Below are 20428 nucleotides of genomic sequence, written 5' to 3'. Positions count from 1 at the left end.
AAGGAATTGATATGAGTATACAAGCACCAACCGTATTACTTGATGGCACAGTTTTAGCAATATTAGACGTACAAGATCTATATGGATATGCACTGACAAAAAAGGTAAAGCAACATGTAAAAATTTCAGAATCAACTATGTATCCGGTATTACGTCGACTTGAAAAAGGTGGGGAAGTGGAGACATATAGTGAACCATTTGAGGGTCGTATGCGAAAATATTATCAATTAACTGATGATGGCCGACAACATTTAACAAATATAAAGCGTGATTGGCAAGATTTTTCATCTGGTATCAATGCAATTTTAGGAGAACACAAATGAGTTATTTAAACGATGTAGAAACACAATTATATGCAATGCCACGTGAAGAGCGTGACGAGATATTGGCGTATTATGATGAATATTTTACAGATGCTCATTTGACGGACGAGCAAGCAAAACAAAAATTTGGAACACCAAAACATTTTGCACGACGTCTAGTAGCTGATTACTATATGAATACTGAAAACACGACTGAATTGAAACCCAAAAATCAAATAAAAATGATTTGGATGGTCATATTGGCTATATTAGCCTCACCAGTTATTTTACCAGTAGCTATTTTGATAATAGCCATATTAATCGCGATAGTTGCAGTTGTTGGATCAGTTATTGTGACTATACTAGCTGTCTTGTTTACAATATTAATTATTGCCATCGTTAGCATTGTGAGCGGTGTTGCTATTATATTTAGTTCGGTTACGGGCGGTATTTTTTCAATAGGTATCGGTCTAGCTGCAATCGGATTGTTAATACTTGTTGGTCCCTTATTTATTGCCGGTATGCGCGTAGTATTTAATGGGTTTGCCAGTTTAATTAAGTGGATTGGTCGACAGTTTATAAAAAAAGGAGAGAATTATGAAGCGTAAAGTCATTGTTGGTGCATCATTATTAGCAGTTGGTGTTGTGATGGCTACAACTGCTGCAATAATTGAAAAACCCGGAACAGTGGTCTGGGATAATGGTATTTCATATCAAAAAACAACTGATATGAAAGAAACAAATTTGTCTAATCAGTTACCAAAAGATACATCAGTTATCAAAAAAATTAAAATCGAATCAAATAGTAAAAACGTTTATATTCAACGAGGGAATCAATTTTCAGTGACAGAAACTCATGTTGATAGTAAGGATAAAGCACAAGTTGCCTATTTAAATGGTGAATTAAATGTTAAGGCAACAACAGGTGTACGTCGTATTTTATCTTTTGACTTAGATGACTCAGATATCAGGATGCCACGAATAATTATAACCGTGCCGGAAACGTCAAAAATTGATACAATTGATGTCACACAAAGTGATAGTGAGGTAACACTGTCTGATTTAAATACTGAAAATATTACCGTTAAGTCTGACAATGAAGATGTTAATTTAACGCGTGTGATTTCAAAAAATATTACCCTTGATGTACAAAATGGGGAAGCTAATCTTCATAATTTGACAGCTGATAACTTGCAGGTTGGTTTAGAGAATGACGACTTGACACTTGCAGGAAGCACAATTAAAACTTTAAAAGCTGACTTACAAAATGGTGATGCTGAGCTCGAACATAGTAAAATAGAAACGGGCGGTTATCTACGAAATGAAAATGGTGATATCTCAATAGAAACAACACAGTTACCAACATTTTCAGCACATACTGAAAATGGCGAAACTGAAATATCACCAACGGTTCCGGGTCAACAATCAGGGCAGGTTGCATTTGTTATTCAAAATGAGAATGGGGATATTGAAATTGAATAGTACACAGAATTTCCAAAAAAATGTGTGCTGTTAATGAAATAATAAGTGTGGATTATTCAGTATGCAAAAAATTACATTAAGTATTAGAAAACGCCAAATGTCACGAAGGTTGATAAAATTGGTTAGTATTGTTGGTTTGATTGCTACAATTGGTGTTGGTTTATACCTTTGGCGTATCGGTTTGTTAACAAATCAAACATTATTACGTCAAACTATTCATAGTCTCGGCGTATGGGGGCCTTTGGCTTTCATTGGTGTACAAATGGTTCAAGTCATCATTCCAATTATTCCAGGTGGCATTACACTGGCTGTTGGTCCAATGTTGTTTGGTCCTTGGCTAGGATTTGTTTATAATTATATTGGTATTATTATTGGATCTTTAGTTTTATTTCAAATTGGACGTCTCTTTGGTACACCACTTGTTGATATATTTGTTTCGCGCAAGACACATCACAAATATATTGATAAACTTAATAGTGATGGTTGGACCAAAATATTTATCATTTTGATGGTTATGCCAATGGCACCGGATGATACATTAGTTTTATTGACAAGTTTGACGAAGATGTCGTTTAAGAAATTTACGTGGATATTAGTATTGAGCAAACCAATAGGCATAGCTTGTTATAGTTTTGCTTTATTATATGGTTTCGATTGGTTTACTAAATTAGTTAGAATATAGGAAATGATGGAAAAAGATAATATCAAAAATTGGCTGACGCGTTTTATAAAAGGTATTTTTATTGCGTTAGGTTTTATACTACCAGGTGTTTCAGGTGGCGTTTTAGCAGCCATTCTTGGTCTTTACGAGAGAATGTTAAACTTTATGGCACACATTCGACAAAACTTTAAACAAGACTTTTGGTACTTTGTACCAGTTGGATTGGGTGGTATTGCGGGTATTATTCTGTTGAGTAATCCACTTGAGTATCTCCTAACAACTTATAAAGCTATTGTCTTGTGGGGATTTGCTGGTGCGATTATCGGTACGCTACCGTCATTGTTTAGAGAAAGCGCTAAATATGGTCGCAAACGATCTGATTGGTATGTTTTTTTGGCAACGATGGTTCTTGGTGGCCTATTTTTGTATAATATGACAGCAATATTTGGTGACATGCCAGTAAATTTCTTCTCGTGGATTTTAGCGGGAGGTCTAATTGCATTGGGTGTGATCGTACCAGGTTTGAGTCCATCTAATCTTTTGCTTTATCTTGGTTTATTTGATCCCATGATTAAAGGTTTTAAAAATGCCGATATTGGTGTTTTTCTACCAATGGCTATTGGTGGATTGATAACATTGATTCTATTTTCAAAAATTATGAATTACCTACTGCAACATTATCATGCCAAAGTTTATCATTTTATCTTAGGTATTGTTGTTGTATCAACGTTATTGATTGTGGTACCACCGGTGGCAGATTATTCTGGCTTCACAGCTATCAGTGTGGTAGCCAGTATTGTTTTATTGGTAATCGGTATTTGGTTGGGTTATTGGATGAGTCATTTAGAACAAAAGTTAAAATAAAAAAACGTATCGTATACACTATTTTGAAGTGCACCCCAATAGTTGGACAAAATAGAATTAATTAACTAACAGACTCAGTGGTGAGTTGCCGATATCGAACCGGCGACAGACCATTGAGTTTTTGCTTGATGCGTTGATTGTTGTAATAATTAATAAAGGCATCACGACCACTTTGAAATCGTGAAACGATTCGTACTGTTTAAGATGCACGATATTGGCTTTTAAAACATGGAAAAAGCTCTTAATCGGTGCATTGTCGACTGGTGTCGGGTTACGGCTCATGATTTGCGTCATGCCAAAATCCTTCAACGTGTTAATGAACATCTGAACACTTGATCACTATGAGTAATAGCGCCACTTATTAACACAAAAGCAGCGGTCTAATTATTTTGATAAATATATAGTATTTCCAACATAAAAGGACATCCACAGAATGCCCTTTCAACATTAATAACTAATCTAATCGATGAGTCTTTTGCTCTAATTTATCAATTTCTTCCGATAATTTTAGAATTTCATTTGTTCGCGATGTCCGACCCCAGAAGAAGCCAACTGCGAAAAGACCAAAAATACTGATAAACGTCGTAATGACTTGATGTTGAGACGGTGCAGAATCAAACATGTCTAACATCATCCAACCAACAGGTCCAGCTAACAAAATTGTTGCATAGACATATGGGACGTTTGTATTCATGTAAACACTTTTATTTTTCATTAAAAATACCTTCTTTATGCAAAGACGAAATTATCATTTTCCCCATCCAGACGATCAAGTGTTTCTGCTAGTACTGAACCAATGCTGTATCCTGAAATTGTTGAAGCAAGGTCTAACGCCGTGCCTACCCAAGATACCGCCGATGTTCCTAGCATTACTTTGATTTTGCCGTATAAAGCCCTGTTAATATTTGCACGATGTGCTTTAATAGATTTCAAAACTGCAGTAGTGCTTTTCGCTGAAAAACCAGCACCAGCCGCAATTGTTGCAATATCAATCGTTTTTCCAACGTTTCCAACTTTATTTTACGTTATAGATTTATTTTTTATATGAATTGTTCGGATAACTTTAAGAATTCATCAATGTCTGCTTTGATAAGATCTGCGCCATTTTGCCAAAAAGTAGGTTGTGTTAAATCAACATTGAGATGCTTCTTTGCAAGTTCTTCAGATGTCATATTTGCTGTATCGCGAAGTAAAGCAATATACTTGTCTTCAAAACCGGCACCATCTTGTTGTGCTTGAGCATAAATTCCAGCCGAAAATAGATAACCAAAAGTATATGGAAAATTATAAAAAGGTACAGAATCAATGAAAAAGTGAAGTTTAGATGACCAAAAATGCGGGTGACGAACATCAAGAATGCCATCGAATGCAACTTTTTGTGCCTCATCCATTAATTCATTTAAACGTTGTGGTGTTACAATACCTTGTTTTCGTTCAGTATAGAAGGCGTCTTCAAACAAGAAACGTGCATGAATATTTAAGAACATTGCAATTGGGTTAGTCATTTTAGCATCTAGTAAGACCAACTTTTCCGCATCTGATTGTGCGCTTTTAACATTAGCATCATTAACAATTAACTCAGCAAACGTTGAGGCAGTTTCTGCTACGTTCATAGCATAAGCATCACGCCATAGGGGCAAATCTGTTAATTGCGATGAATGGAAAGCGTGTCCAAGTTCATGGGCAATTGTTGCTGCATCGTTCACGGAACCAGTGTAAGTTAAAAAAATACGTGATTCGTGAAGGTCAGGTACGGATTCCATATAGCCGCCGGGTTGTTTGCCGGGTCTATTCTCAGATTCAATCCAGTTTTTTTCAAAAGCCATCTTAGCAAAGGCTGCCATTTTTGGAGAAAATTTACCAAATTGCTCAATAATAAAAGCAGCAGTATCATCATATGATACCTCTGTTGGTTGATAGTCTCCAACGTTATTCAGTGGTGCAACTTGATCTTGCCAACCAATTTTTTCTATATTAAGCAACTGTTTTTTGCGATCAAAGTACGGCTTAAAGATGTGTTTGTTTTCATCAACAACACGCCACATAGTGTCTAGAGTAGCTTGTGACATGCGGTTCATTTCTAGTGGTTGCTCTAAATGTGAGTGGCGCCCATGTGCTTTTTGGTTAGTTAGGCGAAATCCTGCCAAATGATTAAGTGTGTCAGAAGTGAGATTTTCAGCATTTGCCCACATTTTTTCATAGTTGGACATAATATTTGCACGCGTGTCACTGTTTGTTTCGCCATCAAGCATATTTAAAGCTTGACCTGCAGAAATCTCGCGTGTTTTACCATCGTCTGCATCTGTGTACTGCATTGATAGTGAAGCTGAAATTGTATCGTAATGCTGAGACCAAGCTTGTTGGCCATCGAGATCAAACTTGTTAATTAATGATTCAGTGGTATCGTCAAGGAGTAGATTAGCGTTGGTACGCAATTCAGTGAGATAAAAAGCAATCGGTTTGAGCCTTGGTGACTCAAGTGACTCGTGAAATTTCGTTTCATCTATGGAGAGTAATAATTTTTGAAACTTGTTTAGTGGCGATGAGAAGTCAGCGAATAAATGACCAATCTTATCAAAATGTGGTGTATAGATGCTGTTACCATAATCAACAGATGATAGACCGTTGACAAAAATATTGATGGTTCCTAGACCAGATCCAATTGTTTGTGCTAAATCAGATAAATCAGCAATTTCTTCTGTTGAACCAGTACTTACCGCTACTTGTGTATCAAAATTTTTAATTTGGGTAGCAACAAGTTGATACTTTTCTGCTAATTGTGGTGATTCAATACCACCTGGGTAGATACTTTCTAAGTCCCATTTTTGCGAGTAACTCATTTATAATCCTCTTTTTAGTTTTATTTTAGTATACCATTTTCCATGATTTAATAATGGCAATCAAATGAAATTATTATAACATCGGTAAGAGGTCATTTACCATATATGCTTTTTGTTGCGACAATGGTCCATGAGGTGTAAAATTATTGTTTTAAGGGGTAAACGAATATGCACAACCTAGTCAAATGGCTAATAGGGTTTGTTTTGATTATCGCGATAGCCTTATTGATAGCTAGCATGTATTTCTTTCATGTGGCACAGGTACGCGATATAGCAGCAAATCAACCAGACACTTTGCGCTCTAAAAGTAATCCGCTCTACCATTATGAAAGTACTTTTTTGGCGCGTCCAAAACAAACGTGGCATGAAACATCAAATGATGGCTTGAAATTGGATGCCTGGTATGTACCGGCAGCCGATAAAACGAATAAAACCGCTATTTTAGCCCATGGTTGGCACAATAACAAAACCACCATGGCTATTTATGGTGAGCTCTTTCATGAGCTCGGATACAATGTCTTGATTCCTGATAACCGAGCTCATGGTGATTCAAGTGGGAAAATGATAGGATATGGTTGGCTTGACCGGCGTGATTACATTAAGTGGTTGAACCAGATCATTACTAAAAATGGACAAAATTCAGATATCATCATGTATGGCATGAGTATGGGTGCAGCAACAGTACTGTCAACATCTGGTGAACCTGACTTACCAAAACAAGTTAAGGCAGTGATTGCTGATTCATCTTATACAAGTGTTTTAGATGAAGTTAAGCATGAAGCAGGCAATATGTATAATTTACCTTGGTTCCCAATGGTTAACATTGTGTCCGGTATTTCCAAGGTACGTGCAGGTTATTTCTACGGTGAGGCTAGCCCACTAAAGCAGGTAGCAAAAAGTACGCGACCAACCTTTTTCATACAAGGAGGTGCTGACACTTTCGTACCAACTGCAATGGTTTATCCGCTATACGATGCATTACATGCACCAAAAAAACTGTGGATTGGAAAAGGGTCAGAACATGTTCAAAGTTTTCATGATCATCCTGTTGCATACCGCCAGCAAATCCAATCATTTTTAAAACAATATGATCAGTAGATTGTAATAGTTAGGTAAACGTTATGAGAGTTGAAATTTTTAACTTTCATAACGTATTTTTATGACTATTTTATTTTAATATCGCTTTTCATGATATAATAATGGATATTAAATGAGGAAATCGTTATACGATTGTTTAGACATCAAAATAACGACAAATGCAAATCGGCTGCTACAAAGTTTGAAAGAGAAAATTATGCATGTATCATCAGAACAAAATAACCGTGCCAAGTCATGGCAGCGTTTAGTTATTAAGGTTGGCACGAGTACAATTGTTGATACAGCAGGCGAAATTAAGTATCCTGTGATTAATCGACTGTCCCAAACATTGACACAATTACAAAAGAATGGTTACGAAGTTATTTTAGTTACTTCTGGTGCTATCGGTGTCGCTTTACAACAAATGAATTTGACCAAAAGGCCAACAGATATTCCCGCACAACAAGCATTGGCGGCAATTGGTCAAAGTTACTTGATGGCCATTTACAATCAAAGTTTTGCTTTCTATCAGCAACATGTCGGACAAGTATTGTTGACATATGATGTATTTAATAATAAACAAATGTTGCAACATACGATTAATGCTATTGAAGCTATGGTGTCACAGCAAGTTATACCAATCATTAATGAAAATGATGTCATTGCTGTTGACGAATTGGATCATCAACATTCATTTGGCGACAATGATCGTTTGGCAGCAATTGTAACACATGAGACCAATGCAGCTGGTTTAATTGTGTTAAGCGATATTGATGCGTTATACACTGCTAATCCCCATGTTGATGATAAAGCAGTAGCCATACCACTTGTAACTGAAATAACACAGCAATTATTAGATGGTGCAGTTGGTTCATCAAACTTAGGAACTGGCGGCATGGCAACAAAACTTTATGCAGCTGAGTACCTTATGTCAAATAATCGTCAGATGGTATTAATTAACGGTAAAAATCCAGCCATCATTTTAGATGTTGTAAATGGTAAGAAGATAGGCACACTATTTAAAGGAGTGTAATATTATGGTATTGACCGTACAAGAAATTGGGCAACGTGCTAGAAAAGTAAGTAGTCAAATTGCTTTCTTATCAATTGAAAAGCGAAATGCATTGTTACTAGAGATGGGGCAGGCATTATTGGCACAAAAAGAAGGTATTATTGCTGCCAACCAAAAAGATTTGGCAAATCATGCTCATAATTTAAGCGGACCTATGCAAAAACGTCTGACTTTAAATGCTCCAGCAATTCAAGATATTGTGGCTTCTTTGCGTTCAGTTGTCGAGCTACCAGATCCATTGGCTGGACCATATGATCAATGGCGGACACATGTGGATCTAAAGATTGTTAAAAAAATAGTACCACTCGGTGTTGTAGCAATGGTGTTTGAGGCGCGTCCCAATGTTACAGTTGATGCTGCTGCCTTAACATTGAAATCAGGTAATGCGGTTATTTTACGAGGCGGAAAAGAAGCAATTCTGACTAATAGTTTTTTGGTGTCAATTTTAAAACAAGTTTTAAAAGATAATCAATTGGATCCAGATATTATTCAGCTTATCACTGATACATCACATGAATCGGTGAATGAATTGTTACATATGAGAAAGTACATTGATGTCTTAATTCCACGTGGTTCTGCAAAATTTATTGATTTTGTTGTAACGCATGCCACCGTTCCGGTTATTGAAACTGGCGCAGGAAATACACATATTTTTGTAGATGATTCGGCTAATCAAGAAGATGCGTTACGTATTATCCATAATGCTAAAACACAAAGACCATCAGTATGTAATTCTGCTGAAAAATTGTTAATTCATGAAAGAATTGCTGATGAATTTTTACCTAAAATTGTAGCTAATTTATTGGCGTCAAATGTGGTCTTACGTGGTGACGAAGCCAGTCGTCAAATTAGTTCAGAAATCGCACCAGTATCTGATGCAGATTGGGATACAGAATATAATGACTTGATCATGAGCATTAAAATTGTAAAAGATATCGATACGGCTATTGAATGGATTAATGTTCATACAACGCATCATTCTGAAACAATTATTAGTCAAACAACAGAAAATGTCGTTAAATTCATGAACACAATTGATGCTGCAGTTGTTTATCAAAATGCTTCTAGCCGTTTTACTGATGGTTTTGAATTCGGTTTTGGGGCTGAAATTGGTATTTCAACACAGAAGTTACATGCGCGTGGTCCTATGGGCCTGCCAGCCTTAACGACTATTAAGTATGAAGTTTTTGGTGATGGTCAAATTCGAGAATAATATGATTTAAAACAAACTATCATAATAATAGTTTGTTTTTTTGTATGGTAAAATTAAGAGTAGGTAAGGAGGATAATTATGAAAATTTATGCAGTCCGTCACGGACAAACAATTTTTAATATGCTCGATAAGGTTCAAGGGTGGGCCGATACCCCATTGACTAATCAAGGTGAACAAGATGGCTTAGCAGCTGGTGCACGTTTAAAACATGTTAAATTTGATGCTGCTTTATCTTCAGATACGTCACGTGCAATACACACAGCAGAATTTATTTTGTCAAAAAATGAACACAAAAAACCAGAATTAGTTGCCATACCAGATTGGCGCGAATTCTTTTTCGGTAGTTTTGAAGGTACTGATAATAAAGAGATGTGGCGCACGGTTGCAAAGGCGTTAAAAATCACTGGCCAGACACATGATGAAGTGGCAAAACAAGTTGATATGACAAAAATTATGGATACAATTTATAATGTTGATCCGCAAAGTCTTGGTGAAAATGCTGCTGATTTCTGGCAGAGAATGGATGCGTCGTTAGCTAAATTACAACAAAATTACGCTGACGATAGCACTATTTTGTTAGTGACACACGGTCAATTAATCTGGAATTTAGCTAAAACTTATGCTCATTTACAAACTGCAGATCGACCTAAAAACGGTTCGGTATCAGTCTTTAATCTTGATTCAAAGGGCAATCTGACTGTTGATGAGTTCAACGATTTGACAACAATATTTTAAATATATTTCACTTATTTTTTACATGAAAAAGCGTCGAATTTATTAAAAATTCGACGCTTTTTAAAAATGTTATTAAGTGGTTCTATGCCATAATAACTATTAAATTATTTTTTTAGTACGCTGAGCATCATAGCTTGGAAATCAGATACGAAGCGATTAGTATCTACAAGTACAGCTACTTTTGAGGTTGTTGGTTCAAATAGTTTATCTTTATTCCCGATAGTGCGACCATAATCACCACTTTCTTTATCATATGTTACATGCATAGATAAAGGCAAAGTTGAGACGTAAGTATGATCGATTCCAACAGCTACGGCTAGTGGATCATGAAGTGCAGCACCTTTTTTGTCAATATTAAGGTTAGCATAGGCATCAATATAGAAGTCCATTAATTCAGCAAATTTATTGGCAGCCGTTGTGTCTAAGGCACGCCAAGCAGTAGTTTCCTTCTTAGTGAGCAACGTGCGCAATGTCACATCCAAGCCAACCATCGTTAAGTTTTTTTGACGTGTGAATACAAAATCAGCATCTTCTGGATCTTGGTGAATATTTGCTTCTGTAAATGGTGTCACATTTCCTGGTACAGTCAACGCGCCACCCATCAAGGTCGTATTGCCAATAAGTGTGGCAACCGCTGAATCTTTTTTAATGGCTGAAGCTAGATTAGTGAGTGGACCGGTTGGAATAAAAATTAAGTCATCATTATACTTGTGTGCTGATTCAATTAGAAAATCGACACCAGATTGTTGTTCAACAGATCGCGGTGACGTTTCCAAAGTGACGTCACCAATACCGTTTTCACCGTGAATTAATTGTGAAATTGGCATGACATCAAAGTGATTGGTTGTTGACGAGTGACTTTCACCAAGAAAGACAGGTACGTCATCAGCACCGAGTAAATGTAAAAGATTGAGTGAATTCTGTGCTGCTGTTGTCATCAAAGTATTACCATAACTAGAGATAATACCAATGAGATCAACATTTGGATCACCTACAGCGTAGGCTAGAGCGAGTGCATCATCAATACCGGTATCAAGATCGAGAATCATTTTTTTGTGAGCCATATTGTTTGTGTGTCGTATATTACTTGCTGACACATTTCCTCCACATGAATTAATAATTCTATTATACCGACTCACGAAAGGTTTTGTACGAAAAGTGCGTGATATAATAAGATATTGTCGTTGAAAGGAAACGTGTCTTCCATTATGAAACAGGAAATATATGATATAGCAGTGATTGGCGGTGGGCCAGTTGGCATGTTTACTGCATTTTATGCGAGTTTACGTGATACAAAAATTGTATTGATAGAGAGTTTGGCAACGCTTGGTGGACAAGTCACAGCACTTTACCCTGAAAAAAACATACTGGATGTGGCCGGATTTTATGGTATTAAAGGGTCAGCATTTATTACAGAATTAAATAAACAATTACATGTATTTCCAGTAGAAATAAAAACAGAGACTACTGTGACTAACATTGCAAAATCAGATGGGTTGTTCACAATTACTACTCATTCAGGAGAAACGTTACAAGCAAAAACTGTGATCATAACTACTGGAAAAGGTGCGTTTGAACCACGAAAAATTCAAATTGAAGGCGTGGATAAGTTGGTGGGACAGGGCGTTCATTATTTTGTGAATGATGTCCATGATTTTGAAAATCGACATATTGCAATTGCTGGTGGTGGTGATTCAGCTGTTGATATGGCAACTATGTTAAACAGTGTGGCAGCATCAACAACAATTATACATCGGCGTGATACATTTCGCGCAATGGAACAAAGTGTGAATCAGCTTATGATGTCAACAGTTGTGAGGGAAACACCGAAAAAGATTGTGTCAGTCACGAAACAAACAAATGGTCAACTAGAAATTACTTTGGCTGAAGTCAAGAATGATGACATAACTAATCGTATCATTGTCGATGATTTAATTGTTAATTATGGTTTCATTTCAGAAAACAAGACCATCGAAGGATGGGATATTCAACCAAAAGTTGCAGGATTGGCATTTGATGTTAATCAAGAAATGCAGACCAGCATACCTGGAATATACGCTGTTGGAGATGCTAGCCATTATGTGGGCAAATCAGATTTAATTGCTATTGGTTTTGGGGAAGCACCAAATGCTGTCAATGCTGCTATTCGTAGATTTGATCCGGATAGAAGAGGACCGGGTCATTCTAGTTCAATGGTTATCAAGGATGGTAAATTACTGTAGTTCATTTATAATGCTTAATATATTTGCTTATCAACAACATATTGTTGATAAGCTTTTTTCATTTCTGGAGAAATCGTATTTTCGAATAAATTTATTTTTAATAAATCGTAATTCAAATTTTCTATGAAGGGATGTATATTATCGGGATAAATTGTGAAAATAGCTTGTCGGAATGTTAAATAATCTTGAGTGTAATCTGGTGAGTCAAGTAAATATGATTCGCCAATATAAATCAGTTTTTGAGAAGCAAAGTTATAGAGTGAATTTGGTGTGTATTTTGCGCGTGCGTTGAGTTCAATGACATGGAAAAGTGACGCCACATGTTGTTGTGCTTTAATAGGGCTTGTAATACTGGAGAGCGCACTAAATGCAAATCGCAATCCTAATGATTGATTAGCATAAACGACATTTTGTTGCGCCGCAGATAAATCACCCAACAATTCAGTCTTATCAATATTGTGTTCGATACTTGATAACAAATTATGAATAATATTGATAAATTCTGCTTCTCGGAATATAACGTTGTCAAACTTCAATTTCAGTAAGACTAATAGGTTTATTTCTTCTAAACCATATTCTCCAGTCAATAGAACTTCTTTAAGCGCTTGTTTTAAATCAGCTGGTATATTTTGATTAAATGTTGTAGTTGAGTGCATTTGATAAAGTTTGACTGCTAATTTTAATTGCTCAATATTATGTGTGACATAATAGTCATTTAGAGGTGTGGTATAAGTGGTAAGATCAGGCAGTTTACTGACGGTATTGTGCAGTGTGATGCGTTTATCTGCGCTAACCTTCATATGTGCAACTTCCGAAAAAGTTGTACGTAAATAACGAACAGTATGCAGAAATTGCAGCGCTGTGATGTCGGTTTCACCTTTAACATAACGATACCAAGAAGAGTTGGATACGTTTATGTAATCTAACAGCTCTGATAGTTTAATATTTTTGTTCTTACGTATTTCATTTAAATGGTACCCAATTGGTTTTTTCATGTACTTACCCCAGTTTTGATATCAATGTATATAAATTATTTTAAAATGTTAATATATATTGTAATTTAACATTTTAAAGTAATATGACTATCTTTATTATTATACCCCGAATGAGGGACTATTCGGAGTAACAATTATTTTTATAATACAATAGTAAGATAATGGTCCTATAACGGGCAAATCAATAATAGGGAGTATATGTATGGCAACAAAGAAAGAATGGGCAGCATATTTTGAGTTAATAAATGATCGTCAACCAACAGCTGAGGAAACACTAACAGCTATTGAAAGTGGTGAGATTTCATTAGAGAGTAACGGGGGGACTACGAACACAGCGAATAAGGCGGAACTCACTGAAGATGCAAATCGTGTGTATACAAATGCTAAACAGCATGCAGGAAATTATTGGACATGGATTAAACCATTGTTAATTCATCCCAGTCAAAATAAAGATGTCGTTGGGACTCTTTTTCTGTGGATTACATTTGCTATTGCTTCTGTTGCTGGTGCATTTTCTGTTTCAAATATCATTCGACGTGGCTTGAATTCAGCATTGACGACTTACTCGTCTTTTAATACTAGTGAAGCCGCTACAATACGTAGTCAACTCAGTGCATTTAACACACAGTTTTTCTTTTATATTGTAATTGCTTTTGCACTATTTTACATTGCAGCCGTACCTGGACTATTGTTAATTAATCGCAACAAATTTAGTGTACAAAAGATAGTGACTAAATATTTGAAATGGTTTGCACCGTTAGCATTGATTAATTTAATTGGTGTGATTTTATCATTTGTTGTACCTATTCCGTCAATTTCTGTATCAGAAATTGACAATATATCATCTTTCATGCAAACAATTTTCAGTTCATTTAGTATCGTAGCAGTGATATTGGTTATCGGAATTATCATATTAGTTGCTGCACAGCAGTTTTTAATTACTGAAGCGAATCAAAATAATCAAAAAATTGATCAATTATGGTTAATTGTGTTGCAATGGTTTTTAAGTGCGATTGTTATTGTCATTGAACTAAGATTTATTATTGCACCTCTGCTGGAAAACTTAGGCAAGTCAATCGGAAATGTGTGAGGTGAAATACAATGGATCAAAAAAAAGCTTGGTTAGCAGCATTTACCAAAGAAAATCATAGAAATCCAACAGTAGATGAAGTAACAGAAGCAGTAAAAAATAATTTTACACTGTATAATGATGTTTCTCAGAGTACTGTAGAGACAGCGCAATCTGAACCGCAAATCACACAAGCAAAAGCATGGCGCGAAAAATTTGAGACTGTTAATGGCCGGTTACCCCGTATTGATGAGGTGCAACGCGCTAAAACAACAGGTTTTACTGATGTTAATCCAATAACTGAAGAGCAAGTGATACCGGATCAAAATGTCAATCGTCAAAATATGGTACCGCGTGCAAAAATGTCAACGGGTAAAAAAATTGCTATCACAGCAATTACTATCGTTGTGGTGGCAGGTATTGGCTTATTCACGTGGGGTAATAAATATTACTCAAAATCAGCAACAGCTAACCGTACATTGAAAGTGCTAAAGTCTGAAAGTGCTACAAAATATGCGAAAAATTTCGTATGGTCAGATACAAAAAAGAAAATTGATTCAGATGAACTTGCTCCCTTTGTTGCTAATATTTCAAGTGAGAGTTGGTCAAAGCAACGTCAAAATAGTGTTTATGACCAATTGATATCAGGTGAAAGTGGATCAGGATTTACGTTTAAACAAAACGGCAAAAAGTTTTTGTTCTTTCCTAACTATCAGTTAACCATTAAGCCAGTTAATTTTGATGTATCAACGAATAATAAAAATATTACGCTTAAAATGAACGGTAAATCTATTGGAACATCAGATTCAGATAGTTACTCAAAATCATTTAAACATCAAGTGAGTGGTGTATATAAATTTACCGCAACTGGAAAAGTGAGTGGTCAAGATGTGTCGACAAGTGATGAACGAACAATCGATAGTAATTCATCAACAGTTGATTTAGCAATTAATATGATTAGTTTTGATGTGAATTCTAATTTAAGTTCCGGTGATTTATACGTTGGTGATACAAAAGTTGGTACGCTATCTGATGGGTTGATTGAAGTCAAGAATATGCCAGTGAGCAAGGGTGCTAAGGCATATGTACAAACGAAGTTTGGTGACCAAACAATTCGCACAAGTAAAACAAGTTTGCAAAACTTGTATGATGGTGAGAGTATCACGTTAGATGCAGAAGGTCTGATGACTGATGATGATGCTGATCAAACAATTTCATCAATGTATGATGCTGTAGGGTCCTACGCATCAAATGAAGAAGATCCGGACAACCTAACGATGTTTAAAAATGGTGCCAATAACAAGGCTTATCAAGATTACAAGCAAATGATTCGCCATAATCTACACGATGCCAAGCGTAATGCAGAGTCAGTTAGTTTTAACACGCCAAGTGTTAAGTCAGTGAAACAAACGAGTTTGACAACTGCTGATGCTGTATATCAAGTGAAAAATGATTTTTATTATTCATCAGAAACAGATGAAGATAACGACACGTCAGGTGATTTAACACAGACATATGAGCTAACAGCACATATGGTTTATGACAAACGTAGTGAAACATGGCAAATTGAATCAATTGATCCTGATCAAAAGAAGATTTCTGAAGATAGTAATGTGAGTTAAAAACATGACATACTATGTTTTGTTGCACGGCATTCAGCGGTTTATAATGCATTAACTTAAAATGTGCCTTTGGCACATTTTTTAATATCAGTAGTAGTTATATTGCGATTTTTTCAAATAGTTCTGATGATGTGAGCACGGCTCAAGCAACGCAATCCCCTTGAAGTAAATGAATAAAAAATGACTAGTTACCTTGTAAAGTAATTAGTCATTTTTTATTTTGCTGAATTTAGAACTTTAAAGCGAGCGGTTTGATAGTCGATTTGAATACCTGGCTGAACATTGAAAATCCAGTAATTTAAGTTCAGTGTTTTACCGTTATCTTGAATTGATTTTGCCATGTAGTGGACGCCGCGTGCAAGACGATCATTGCCAACGTATAAAGGCGTCACTTGACCTCTGATTTTGATATTAGGATGTTTCTTGATTGCATCACGAATATCATCTTCAGGAACAAGCTGACCAGGATAAGCGTTTTGAACACGTGTACCAGTCGTCATATTTTCAGTAACCATCGTTGGCATACCAAAAAATTGATATCCAACAATATGAGATTTGTTCCAAAGTGCTTGTCTACCATTACCTAGCTTAACATTGGGATTATTGTGGTAGCCACCGACCCATTTTTCACCGTTAAAACGATCATTGATGAACCAACCTGAGGGGCGCACATCATAAGAAATTCTCTCAGGTCGTGCAGTGACTTTGTCAATGGCAGCTTGACTAGCTACAAAATTACCTTGTTGTGAACGGCCTTGATTATCTAAAGGTGACAAGCTTAAGCCATCAACGGGGCGCAGTTTTGATGCTTGTGATGGGAAAGTTTGATTAAGTTCCTCTTGTGTAAAAGTGGCTTTATCATCATTGATATGAACGATATCACCATCAAGCGTACCGTCCCATTTCAAATTTAATAATGCTTGATTATCAGCAGCCGTTGCTTTTGGTGATTTGGAAACGGGTGAATCTTCCTTAGGTACGGAAAATTCGTTTTGCCAAAAATAAAAACCGAACACAGCTACTAAAATGATAATTGAAAAAATTTTGTTTTGTGGGCTTGCTTTGCGTCTATAGGTGCGTTTTCTTGCCATATTATTCTCCATTAAAAGCTTTTAAAATCATACCATTTTTAATGAAAAATAAATAGAGACGGAATAGTCAATGGTTTTATTTAAGCAAATGCCATTCAGACTTGAATTGTTCAAGAAAATCTAACATAAATTGGTGCCGACTATTTGCAATTTGACGTGCGGTGTCAGTGTTTAAACGGTCTTTTATTAATAGTAACTTTTCATAAAAGTGGTTAATCGTTGTGCTGTTATCACTACGGTATTCAGCTTTACTTTTGGCTGTGCGAGGCAAAATATCAGGATCATAAAGTACACGGTGTTTGACAATACCGTAAGTAACAGCACGTGTAATTGCGATGGCTCCGATGGCCTCCAAACGGTCAGCATCTTGTACAATTTTGCCATTAATATCAAGGAGTTTTGCCTGAGAATCAATTGATTTGGACCATGACATATTGTCAATAATATACAAAATTTGGTTAGTATCTGTGGGTGAAACACTAATTGTTTGTAAAAATGCGATCAGTTCATTTTTGGCGTGGGTCGCGTCGGTTTCAGTTGAAAAAAGCTTGTCATCGTAGACATCATGCAATATTGCAGCAGCTTGTACAATGAAGTGATTGGCAGTTGGTTCATGAGCTAAAATTTTATTTGCTAAGGCCACGACACGATGGATATGGTCAGCACTGTGACCTGTTGTATCTGCAGCGAGTGCGTTTTGCATATAGTTGGTAATTTTTGTGAGTTGCGTCATAGTGGTATTTCCTTTATTTAAAGCGTTATATGTTTAACTTTATCATGTTTGATATTGATATGAAAATCGTTAAGATGAGCAGATAAGTGTGTTAAATGATTGAAAGTCATATATAAAAACTATGAAAAACACTAAAAATTCGTTATAATTGTCTTATAAAGCAAGCCTCATATGGTAAGGAAACGTGTCATAATATGGTGCGTAATAGAAAGAGAGACTCATATGTCAGAACCAAATAATGTCCTTTTTAATACAGCGAATCTTACGGATTCAGCAGTCGTCTACGATAAGTTTTCAAAAGCAGAACAGCAATTTTCTGTCCAAAAAGATAAAACATTCTATATTACGACACCAATTTATTATCCCTCAGGCAAGTTGCAGCTCGGTAATACTTATACTACTGTTTTAGCTGATGCAGCTGCACGATATCATCGTTTACTAGGAGAAGATGTTCATTTTTTGACTGGAACCGATGAACATGGTCTCAAAATTCAACAAAAATCTAAAGCCGCTGGTATTTCAGAAATTGATTACTTGGATGGTATGGCTAAAGATATTAAAGCACTTTGGCAATTAATGGACATTTCATATGATGATTTTATTCGTACAACCGAAGATCGCCATGAGACAGCTGTTCAAAAGATTTTTACAACGCTTCTTGAAAATGATGACATTTACAAGGGAGAATATGAAGGTTGGTATTCTGTCTCTGATGAAGAGTACTTTACAGAATCACAGTTAGCTGAGGTATTTCGTGATTCAGACGGTAAAATGATTGGTGGAAAAGCCCCTTCAGGGCATGAAGTTGAATTAGTCAAAGAAGAAGCATACTTTTTCAAAATGAGTAAGTACGCTGATTGGTTACTTGACTATTACAAAACGCACCCAGAATTTATTCAACCTGAGGCACGAATGAATGAAATGATTAATAATTTCATTGCGCCAGGGTTAGAAGATTTGGCAGTGACACGTACAGCTGTGGATTGGGGAATTCCGGTTCCTGGGGATGAAAAGCATGTCATCTACGTTTGGATTGATGCATTGTCTAATTATATTACAGCACTGGGTTACGATTCTGAAAACCCAGAATTGTTCAATAAGTTTTGGCCGGCCAACGTACAATTAGTTGGTAAAGAAATTGTGCGTTTCCATACAATTTATTGGCCAATTATGTTGCATGCACTTGGATTAGAATTACCTAAATCTGTTATTGGACATGGTTGGTTAGTCATGAAAGATGGCAAAATGTCTAAATCAAAGGGCAATGTGATTTACCCAGAAGTATTAGAAGCGCGTTATGGTTTAGACGCTGTACGTTATTACTTACTTCGGGCGATGCCATTTGGTAATGATGGTGTGTTCACACCAGAAGACTTTGTGGCACGTGTTAATTTTGATTTAGCCAATGATTTGGGTAATTTATTAAATCGAACAGTAGCAATGATAAACAAATATGAAGATGGGATTATCCCAGAACTTCGTACTGGTAAGACTGAATTTGATGAAAACCTAGTTAGCACAGTTGAAGATGCTATTGTTGATTACAACAAAAATTTCCAAGACATGCGTACGGCAGATGCTTTGGAGAATGTTTGGACAATTATTAGACGTGCTAATAAATATATCGATGAAACGCAACCTTGGGTTCTCGCTAAAGATGAGACGCAAAAAGTTGTGTTATCAAATGTTATGGCGCACTTAGCTGGGGCATTGCGTGTTGTGGCTGTACTCTTACAACCAGTATTAACTCAAGCACCTAGAAAAATTTATGAACAACTCGGTTTTGATTATCCAGAAGACGGTGTTCGCATTGGCGGACTAACGTTTGGTAAGCTACCAACAGGTGGCAAGATAGTTAAAAAAGGTGAACCTATTTTCCCACGCCAAGACGTTGAAGAAGAAGTTTCATTCATTTCAGGATTAGTATCTAAGGATACTAAAGGTAAGGGGCGTGCAGTTAAAGAGGCAGCCAAAAAGACTGCTACGGCAGATACCACGACTACTGATCTCATTACGTATGATGATTTTGCTAAAGTTGAAATTGTAGCAGCGAAAATTACTGCTGGTGAAATTGTCGAAAAATCTGAAAAACTACTTAAATTTACGCTTGATGATGGTTCAGATAAGCCACGTCAAATTTTGTCAGGTATTCGCCAATGGTATGCTGATCCTGCGGAATTAGTTGGAAAAACTGTGGCGATTGTAGCAAACATGAAGCCGCGTAAAATGGCAGGTGAGTTATCTGAAGGTATGATTTTATCTGCCGAGAAAAATGGTGTTGTCACAGTAACAATTTTACCTGACGTTATTGAAGCTGGTTCGGGTATTGAATAAAATACATTTTTAGTTAAATTGTTATATTATAAAGTTTGTTTAATCACAATGTTGGTTATTTAATTTGTGATATGAGCATTTTTAGGATAAAAAATCAAAATAAAATAACGCATTAA

21 protein-coding genes are annotated in these 20428 nt (G+C 36.1%); 13 read left to right on the top strand and 8 right to left on the bottom strand.

Going from position 1 to position 20428, the window contains the following annotated elements:
* The first annotated feature begins 11 nt into the window (after nt 1-11).
* From K5Q13_RS08190 to K5Q13_RS08170, 5 genes are all read left to right on the top strand, one after another.
* The gene (locus K5Q13_RS08190; protein WP_220741264.1) at nt 12-323 is read left to right on the top strand and encodes a PadR family transcriptional regulator; all 312 of its coding nucleotides are present in this window, start codon (nt 12-14) and stop codon (nt 321-323) included.
* Complete coding sequence (locus K5Q13_RS08185) at nt 320-910, top strand: DUF1700 domain-containing protein (protein ID WP_220741201.1); 591 nt, start codon at nt 320-322, stop codon at nt 908-910. The genes K5Q13_RS08190 and K5Q13_RS08185 overlap by 4 nt, the downstream gene beginning before the upstream one ends.
* Nucleotides 900-1784, top strand: a complete 885-nt coding sequence (locus K5Q13_RS08180) for a DUF4097 family beta strand repeat-containing protein (protein ID WP_220741200.1) — start codon at nt 900-902, stop codon at nt 1782-1784. Before K5Q13_RS08185 ends, K5Q13_RS08180 begins: the two co-directional genes overlap by 11 nt.
* 61 nt (nt 1785-1845) lie before the next feature.
* Nucleotides 1846-2466, top strand: a complete 621-nt coding sequence (locus K5Q13_RS08175) for a TVP38/TMEM64 family protein (RefSeq protein WP_220741199.1) — start codon at nt 1846-1848, stop codon at nt 2464-2466.
* Nucleotides 2467-2472: 6 nt separating this feature from the next.
* Nucleotides 2473-3309, top strand: a complete 837-nt coding sequence (locus tag K5Q13_RS08170; RefSeq protein ID WP_220741263.1) for a DUF368 domain-containing protein — start codon at nt 2473-2475, stop codon at nt 3307-3309.
* Between the two features lie 57 nt (nt 3310-3366).
* Here the strand turns inward: K5Q13_RS08170 and K5Q13_RS09715 are convergent, their stop codons facing one another.
* The 4 genes from K5Q13_RS09715 to K5Q13_RS08150 all read right to left on the bottom strand — a co-directional run bounded on the left by K5Q13_RS09715 (nt 3367) and on the right by K5Q13_RS08150 (nt 6149).
* On the bottom strand, nt 3367-3633 hold the full coding sequence (locus K5Q13_RS09715) for a hypothetical protein (protein ID WP_246574223.1): 267 nt from the start codon (nt 3631-3633) through the stop codon (nt 3367-3369).
* A gap of 130 nt (nt 3634-3763) precedes the next feature.
* On the bottom strand, nt 3764-4024 hold the full coding sequence (locus K5Q13_RS08160; RefSeq protein WP_220741198.1) for a hypothetical protein: 261 nt from the start codon (nt 4022-4024) through the stop codon (nt 3764-3766).
* Nucleotides 4025-4038: 14 nt separating this feature from the next.
* Nucleotides 4039-4179, bottom strand: coding sequence for a hypothetical protein (locus K5Q13_RS08155; protein WP_220741197.1), 141 nt, complete (start codon nt 4177-4179; stop codon nt 4039-4041).
* Nucleotides 4180-4349: 170 nt separating this feature from the next.
* Nucleotides 4350-6149, bottom strand: a complete 1800-nt coding sequence (locus tag K5Q13_RS08150) for a M3 family oligoendopeptidase (RefSeq protein ID WP_220741196.1) — start codon at nt 6147-6149, stop codon at nt 4350-4352.
* A 168-nt stretch (nt 6150-6317) separates the two neighbouring features.
* Here K5Q13_RS08150 and K5Q13_RS08145 point away from each other — a divergent pair, with 168 nt between their 5' ends.
* From K5Q13_RS08145 to K5Q13_RS08130, 4 genes are all read left to right on the top strand, one after another.
* Nucleotides 6318-7247 carry an alpha/beta hydrolase gene (locus K5Q13_RS08145; RefSeq protein WP_220741195.1) on the top strand — a complete coding sequence of 310 codons (930 nt, stop codon included), beginning with the start codon at nt 6318-6320 and terminating at the stop codon, nt 7245-7247.
* 196 nt (nt 7248-7443) lie between these two features.
* Nucleotides 7444-8259: a glutamate 5-kinase gene (gene proB, locus K5Q13_RS08140; protein WP_220741261.1), complete on the top strand. Its 816-nt coding sequence runs from the start codon at nt 7444-7446 to the stop codon at nt 8257-8259.
* A 4-nt stretch (nt 8260-8263) separates the two neighbouring features.
* A complete protein-coding gene (locus tag K5Q13_RS08135) occupies nt 8264-9511 on the top strand; it encodes a glutamate-5-semialdehyde dehydrogenase (RefSeq protein ID WP_220741194.1) in 1248 nt (415 codons plus the stop codon).
* 78 nt (nt 9512-9589) lie between these two features.
* Nucleotides 9590-10246: a histidine phosphatase family protein gene (locus tag K5Q13_RS08130; protein ID WP_220741193.1), complete on the top strand. Its 657-nt coding sequence runs from the start codon at nt 9590-9592 to the stop codon at nt 10244-10246.
* 104 nt (nt 10247-10350) lie between these two features.
* Here the strand turns inward: K5Q13_RS08130 and K5Q13_RS08125 are convergent, their stop codons facing one another.
* Entirely contained in the window at nt 10351-11310 is a 960-nt protein-coding gene (locus K5Q13_RS08125; RefSeq protein WP_220741260.1) for a nucleoside hydrolase, read from the bottom strand.
* A 144-nt stretch (nt 11311-11454) separates the two neighbouring features.
* Between K5Q13_RS08125 and K5Q13_RS08120 the strand changes: the two genes are divergently transcribed.
* Entirely contained in the window at nt 11455-12468 is a 1014-nt protein-coding gene (locus K5Q13_RS08120; protein ID WP_220741192.1) for an NAD(P)/FAD-dependent oxidoreductase, read from the top strand.
* A 14-nt stretch (nt 12469-12482) separates the two neighbouring features.
* Here the strand turns inward: K5Q13_RS08120 and K5Q13_RS08115 are convergent, their stop codons facing one another.
* Nucleotides 12483-13463, bottom strand: a complete 981-nt coding sequence (locus tag K5Q13_RS08115) for a helix-turn-helix domain-containing protein (protein ID WP_246574220.1) — start codon at nt 13461-13463, stop codon at nt 12483-12485.
* A 202-nt stretch (nt 13464-13665) separates the two neighbouring features.
* On the opposite strand from K5Q13_RS08115, the gene K5Q13_RS08110 reads away from it, so the two are divergent.
* A complete protein-coding gene (locus K5Q13_RS08110) occupies nt 13666-14553 on the top strand; it encodes a hypothetical protein (protein WP_220741191.1) in 888 nt (295 codons plus the stop codon).
* 11 nt (nt 14554-14564) lie between these two features.
* Complete coding sequence (locus K5Q13_RS08105) at nt 14565-16154, top strand: zinc ribbon domain-containing protein (protein ID WP_220741190.1); 1590 nt, start codon at nt 14565-14567, stop codon at nt 16152-16154.
* Between the two features lie 215 nt (nt 16155-16369).
* On the opposite strand, the gene K5Q13_RS08100 is transcribed toward K5Q13_RS08105, so the two are convergent.
* Both K5Q13_RS08100 and K5Q13_RS08095 read right to left on the bottom strand, forming a co-directional pair.
* Complete coding sequence (locus K5Q13_RS08100; protein ID WP_220741189.1) at nt 16370-17245, bottom strand: DNA/RNA non-specific endonuclease; 876 nt, start codon at nt 17243-17245, stop codon at nt 16370-16372.
* Between the two features lie 76 nt (nt 17246-17321).
* Nucleotides 17322-17978: an HD domain-containing protein gene (locus tag K5Q13_RS08095; protein WP_220741188.1), complete on the bottom strand. Its 657-nt coding sequence runs from the start codon at nt 17976-17978 to the stop codon at nt 17322-17324.
* Between the two features lie 222 nt (nt 17979-18200).
* Between K5Q13_RS08095 and metG the strand changes: the two genes are divergently transcribed.
* On the top strand, nt 18201-20312 hold the full coding sequence (gene metG, locus K5Q13_RS08090; RefSeq protein WP_220741187.1) for a methionine--tRNA ligase: 2112 nt from the start codon (nt 18201-18203) through the stop codon (nt 20310-20312).
* Nucleotides 20313-20428 lie beyond the last annotated feature (116 nt).

Origin of the sequence: Leuconostoc miyukkimchii (assembly GCF_019656055.1) — a bacterium.
GTDB classification, from domain to species: Bacteria; Bacillota; Bacilli; order Lactobacillales; family Lactobacillaceae; genus Leuconostoc; species Leuconostoc miyukkimchii.
Note: the sequence above shows the minus strand (reverse complement) of the source record. Positions and strands in the feature narration are given on the sequence as shown.

Excerpts from the sequence above, each read along its gene's own strand:
- K5Q13_RS08190 (WP_220741264.1), top strand. The coding sequence starts at position 12 with ATGAGTATACAAGCACCAACCGTATTACTTGATGGCACAGTTTTAGCA.
- K5Q13_RS08185 (WP_220741201.1), top strand. The coding sequence starts at position 320 with ATGAGTTATTTAAACGATGTAGAAACACAATTATATGCAATGCCACGT.
- K5Q13_RS08180 (WP_220741200.1), top strand. The coding sequence starts at position 900 with ATGAAGCGTAAAGTCATTGTTGGTGCATCATTATTAGCAGTTGGTGTT.
- K5Q13_RS08175 (WP_220741199.1), top strand. The coding sequence starts at position 1,846 with ATGCAAAAAATTACATTAAGTATTAGAAAACGCCAAATGTCACGAAGG.
- K5Q13_RS08170 (WP_220741263.1), top strand. The coding sequence starts at position 2,473 with ATGGAAAAAGATAATATCAAAAATTGGCTGACGCGTTTTATAAAAGGT.
- K5Q13_RS09715 (WP_246574223.1), bottom strand. The coding sequence starts at position 3,633 with ATGTTCATTAACACGTTGAAGGATTTTGGCATGACGCAAATCATGAGC.
- K5Q13_RS08160 (WP_220741198.1), bottom strand. The coding sequence starts at position 4,024 with ATGAAAAATAAAAGTGTTTACATGAATACAAACGTCCCATATGTCTAT.
- K5Q13_RS08155 (WP_220741197.1), bottom strand. The coding sequence starts at position 4,179 with ATGCTAGGAACATCGGCGGTATCTTGGGTAGGCACGGCGTTAGACCTT.
- K5Q13_RS08150 (WP_220741196.1), bottom strand. The coding sequence starts at position 6,149 with ATGAGTTACTCGCAAAAATGGGACTTAGAAAGTATCTACCCAGGTGGT.
- K5Q13_RS08145 (WP_220741195.1), top strand. The coding sequence starts at position 6,318 with ATGCACAACCTAGTCAAATGGCTAATAGGGTTTGTTTTGATTATCGCG.
- proB (WP_220741261.1), top strand. The coding sequence starts at position 7,444 with ATGCATGTATCATCAGAACAAAATAACCGTGCCAAGTCATGGCAGCGT.
- K5Q13_RS08135 (WP_220741194.1), top strand. The coding sequence starts at position 8,264 with ATGGTATTGACCGTACAAGAAATTGGGCAACGTGCTAGAAAAGTAAGT.
- K5Q13_RS08130 (WP_220741193.1), top strand. The coding sequence starts at position 9,590 with ATGAAAATTTATGCAGTCCGTCACGGACAAACAATTTTTAATATGCTC.
- K5Q13_RS08125 (WP_220741260.1), bottom strand. The coding sequence starts at position 11,310 with ATGGCTCACAAAAAAATGATTCTCGATCTTGATACCGGTATTGATGAT.
- K5Q13_RS08120 (WP_220741192.1), top strand. The coding sequence starts at position 11,455 with ATGAAACAGGAAATATATGATATAGCAGTGATTGGCGGTGGGCCAGTT.
- K5Q13_RS08115 (WP_246574220.1), bottom strand. The coding sequence starts at position 13,463 with ATGAAAAAACCAATTGGGTACCATTTAAATGAAATACGTAAGAACAAA.
- K5Q13_RS08110 (WP_220741191.1), top strand. The coding sequence starts at position 13,666 with ATGGCAACAAAGAAAGAATGGGCAGCATATTTTGAGTTAATAAATGAT.
- K5Q13_RS08105 (WP_220741190.1), top strand. The coding sequence starts at position 14,565 with ATGGATCAAAAAAAAGCTTGGTTAGCAGCATTTACCAAAGAAAATCAT.
- K5Q13_RS08100 (WP_220741189.1), bottom strand. The coding sequence starts at position 17,245 with ATGGCAAGAAAACGCACCTATAGACGCAAAGCAAGCCCACAAAACAAA.
- K5Q13_RS08095 (WP_220741188.1), bottom strand. The coding sequence starts at position 17,978 with ATGACGCAACTCACAAAAATTACCAACTATATGCAAAACGCACTCGCT.
- metG (WP_220741187.1), top strand. The coding sequence starts at position 18,201 with ATGTCAGAACCAAATAATGTCCTTTTTAATACAGCGAATCTTACGGAT.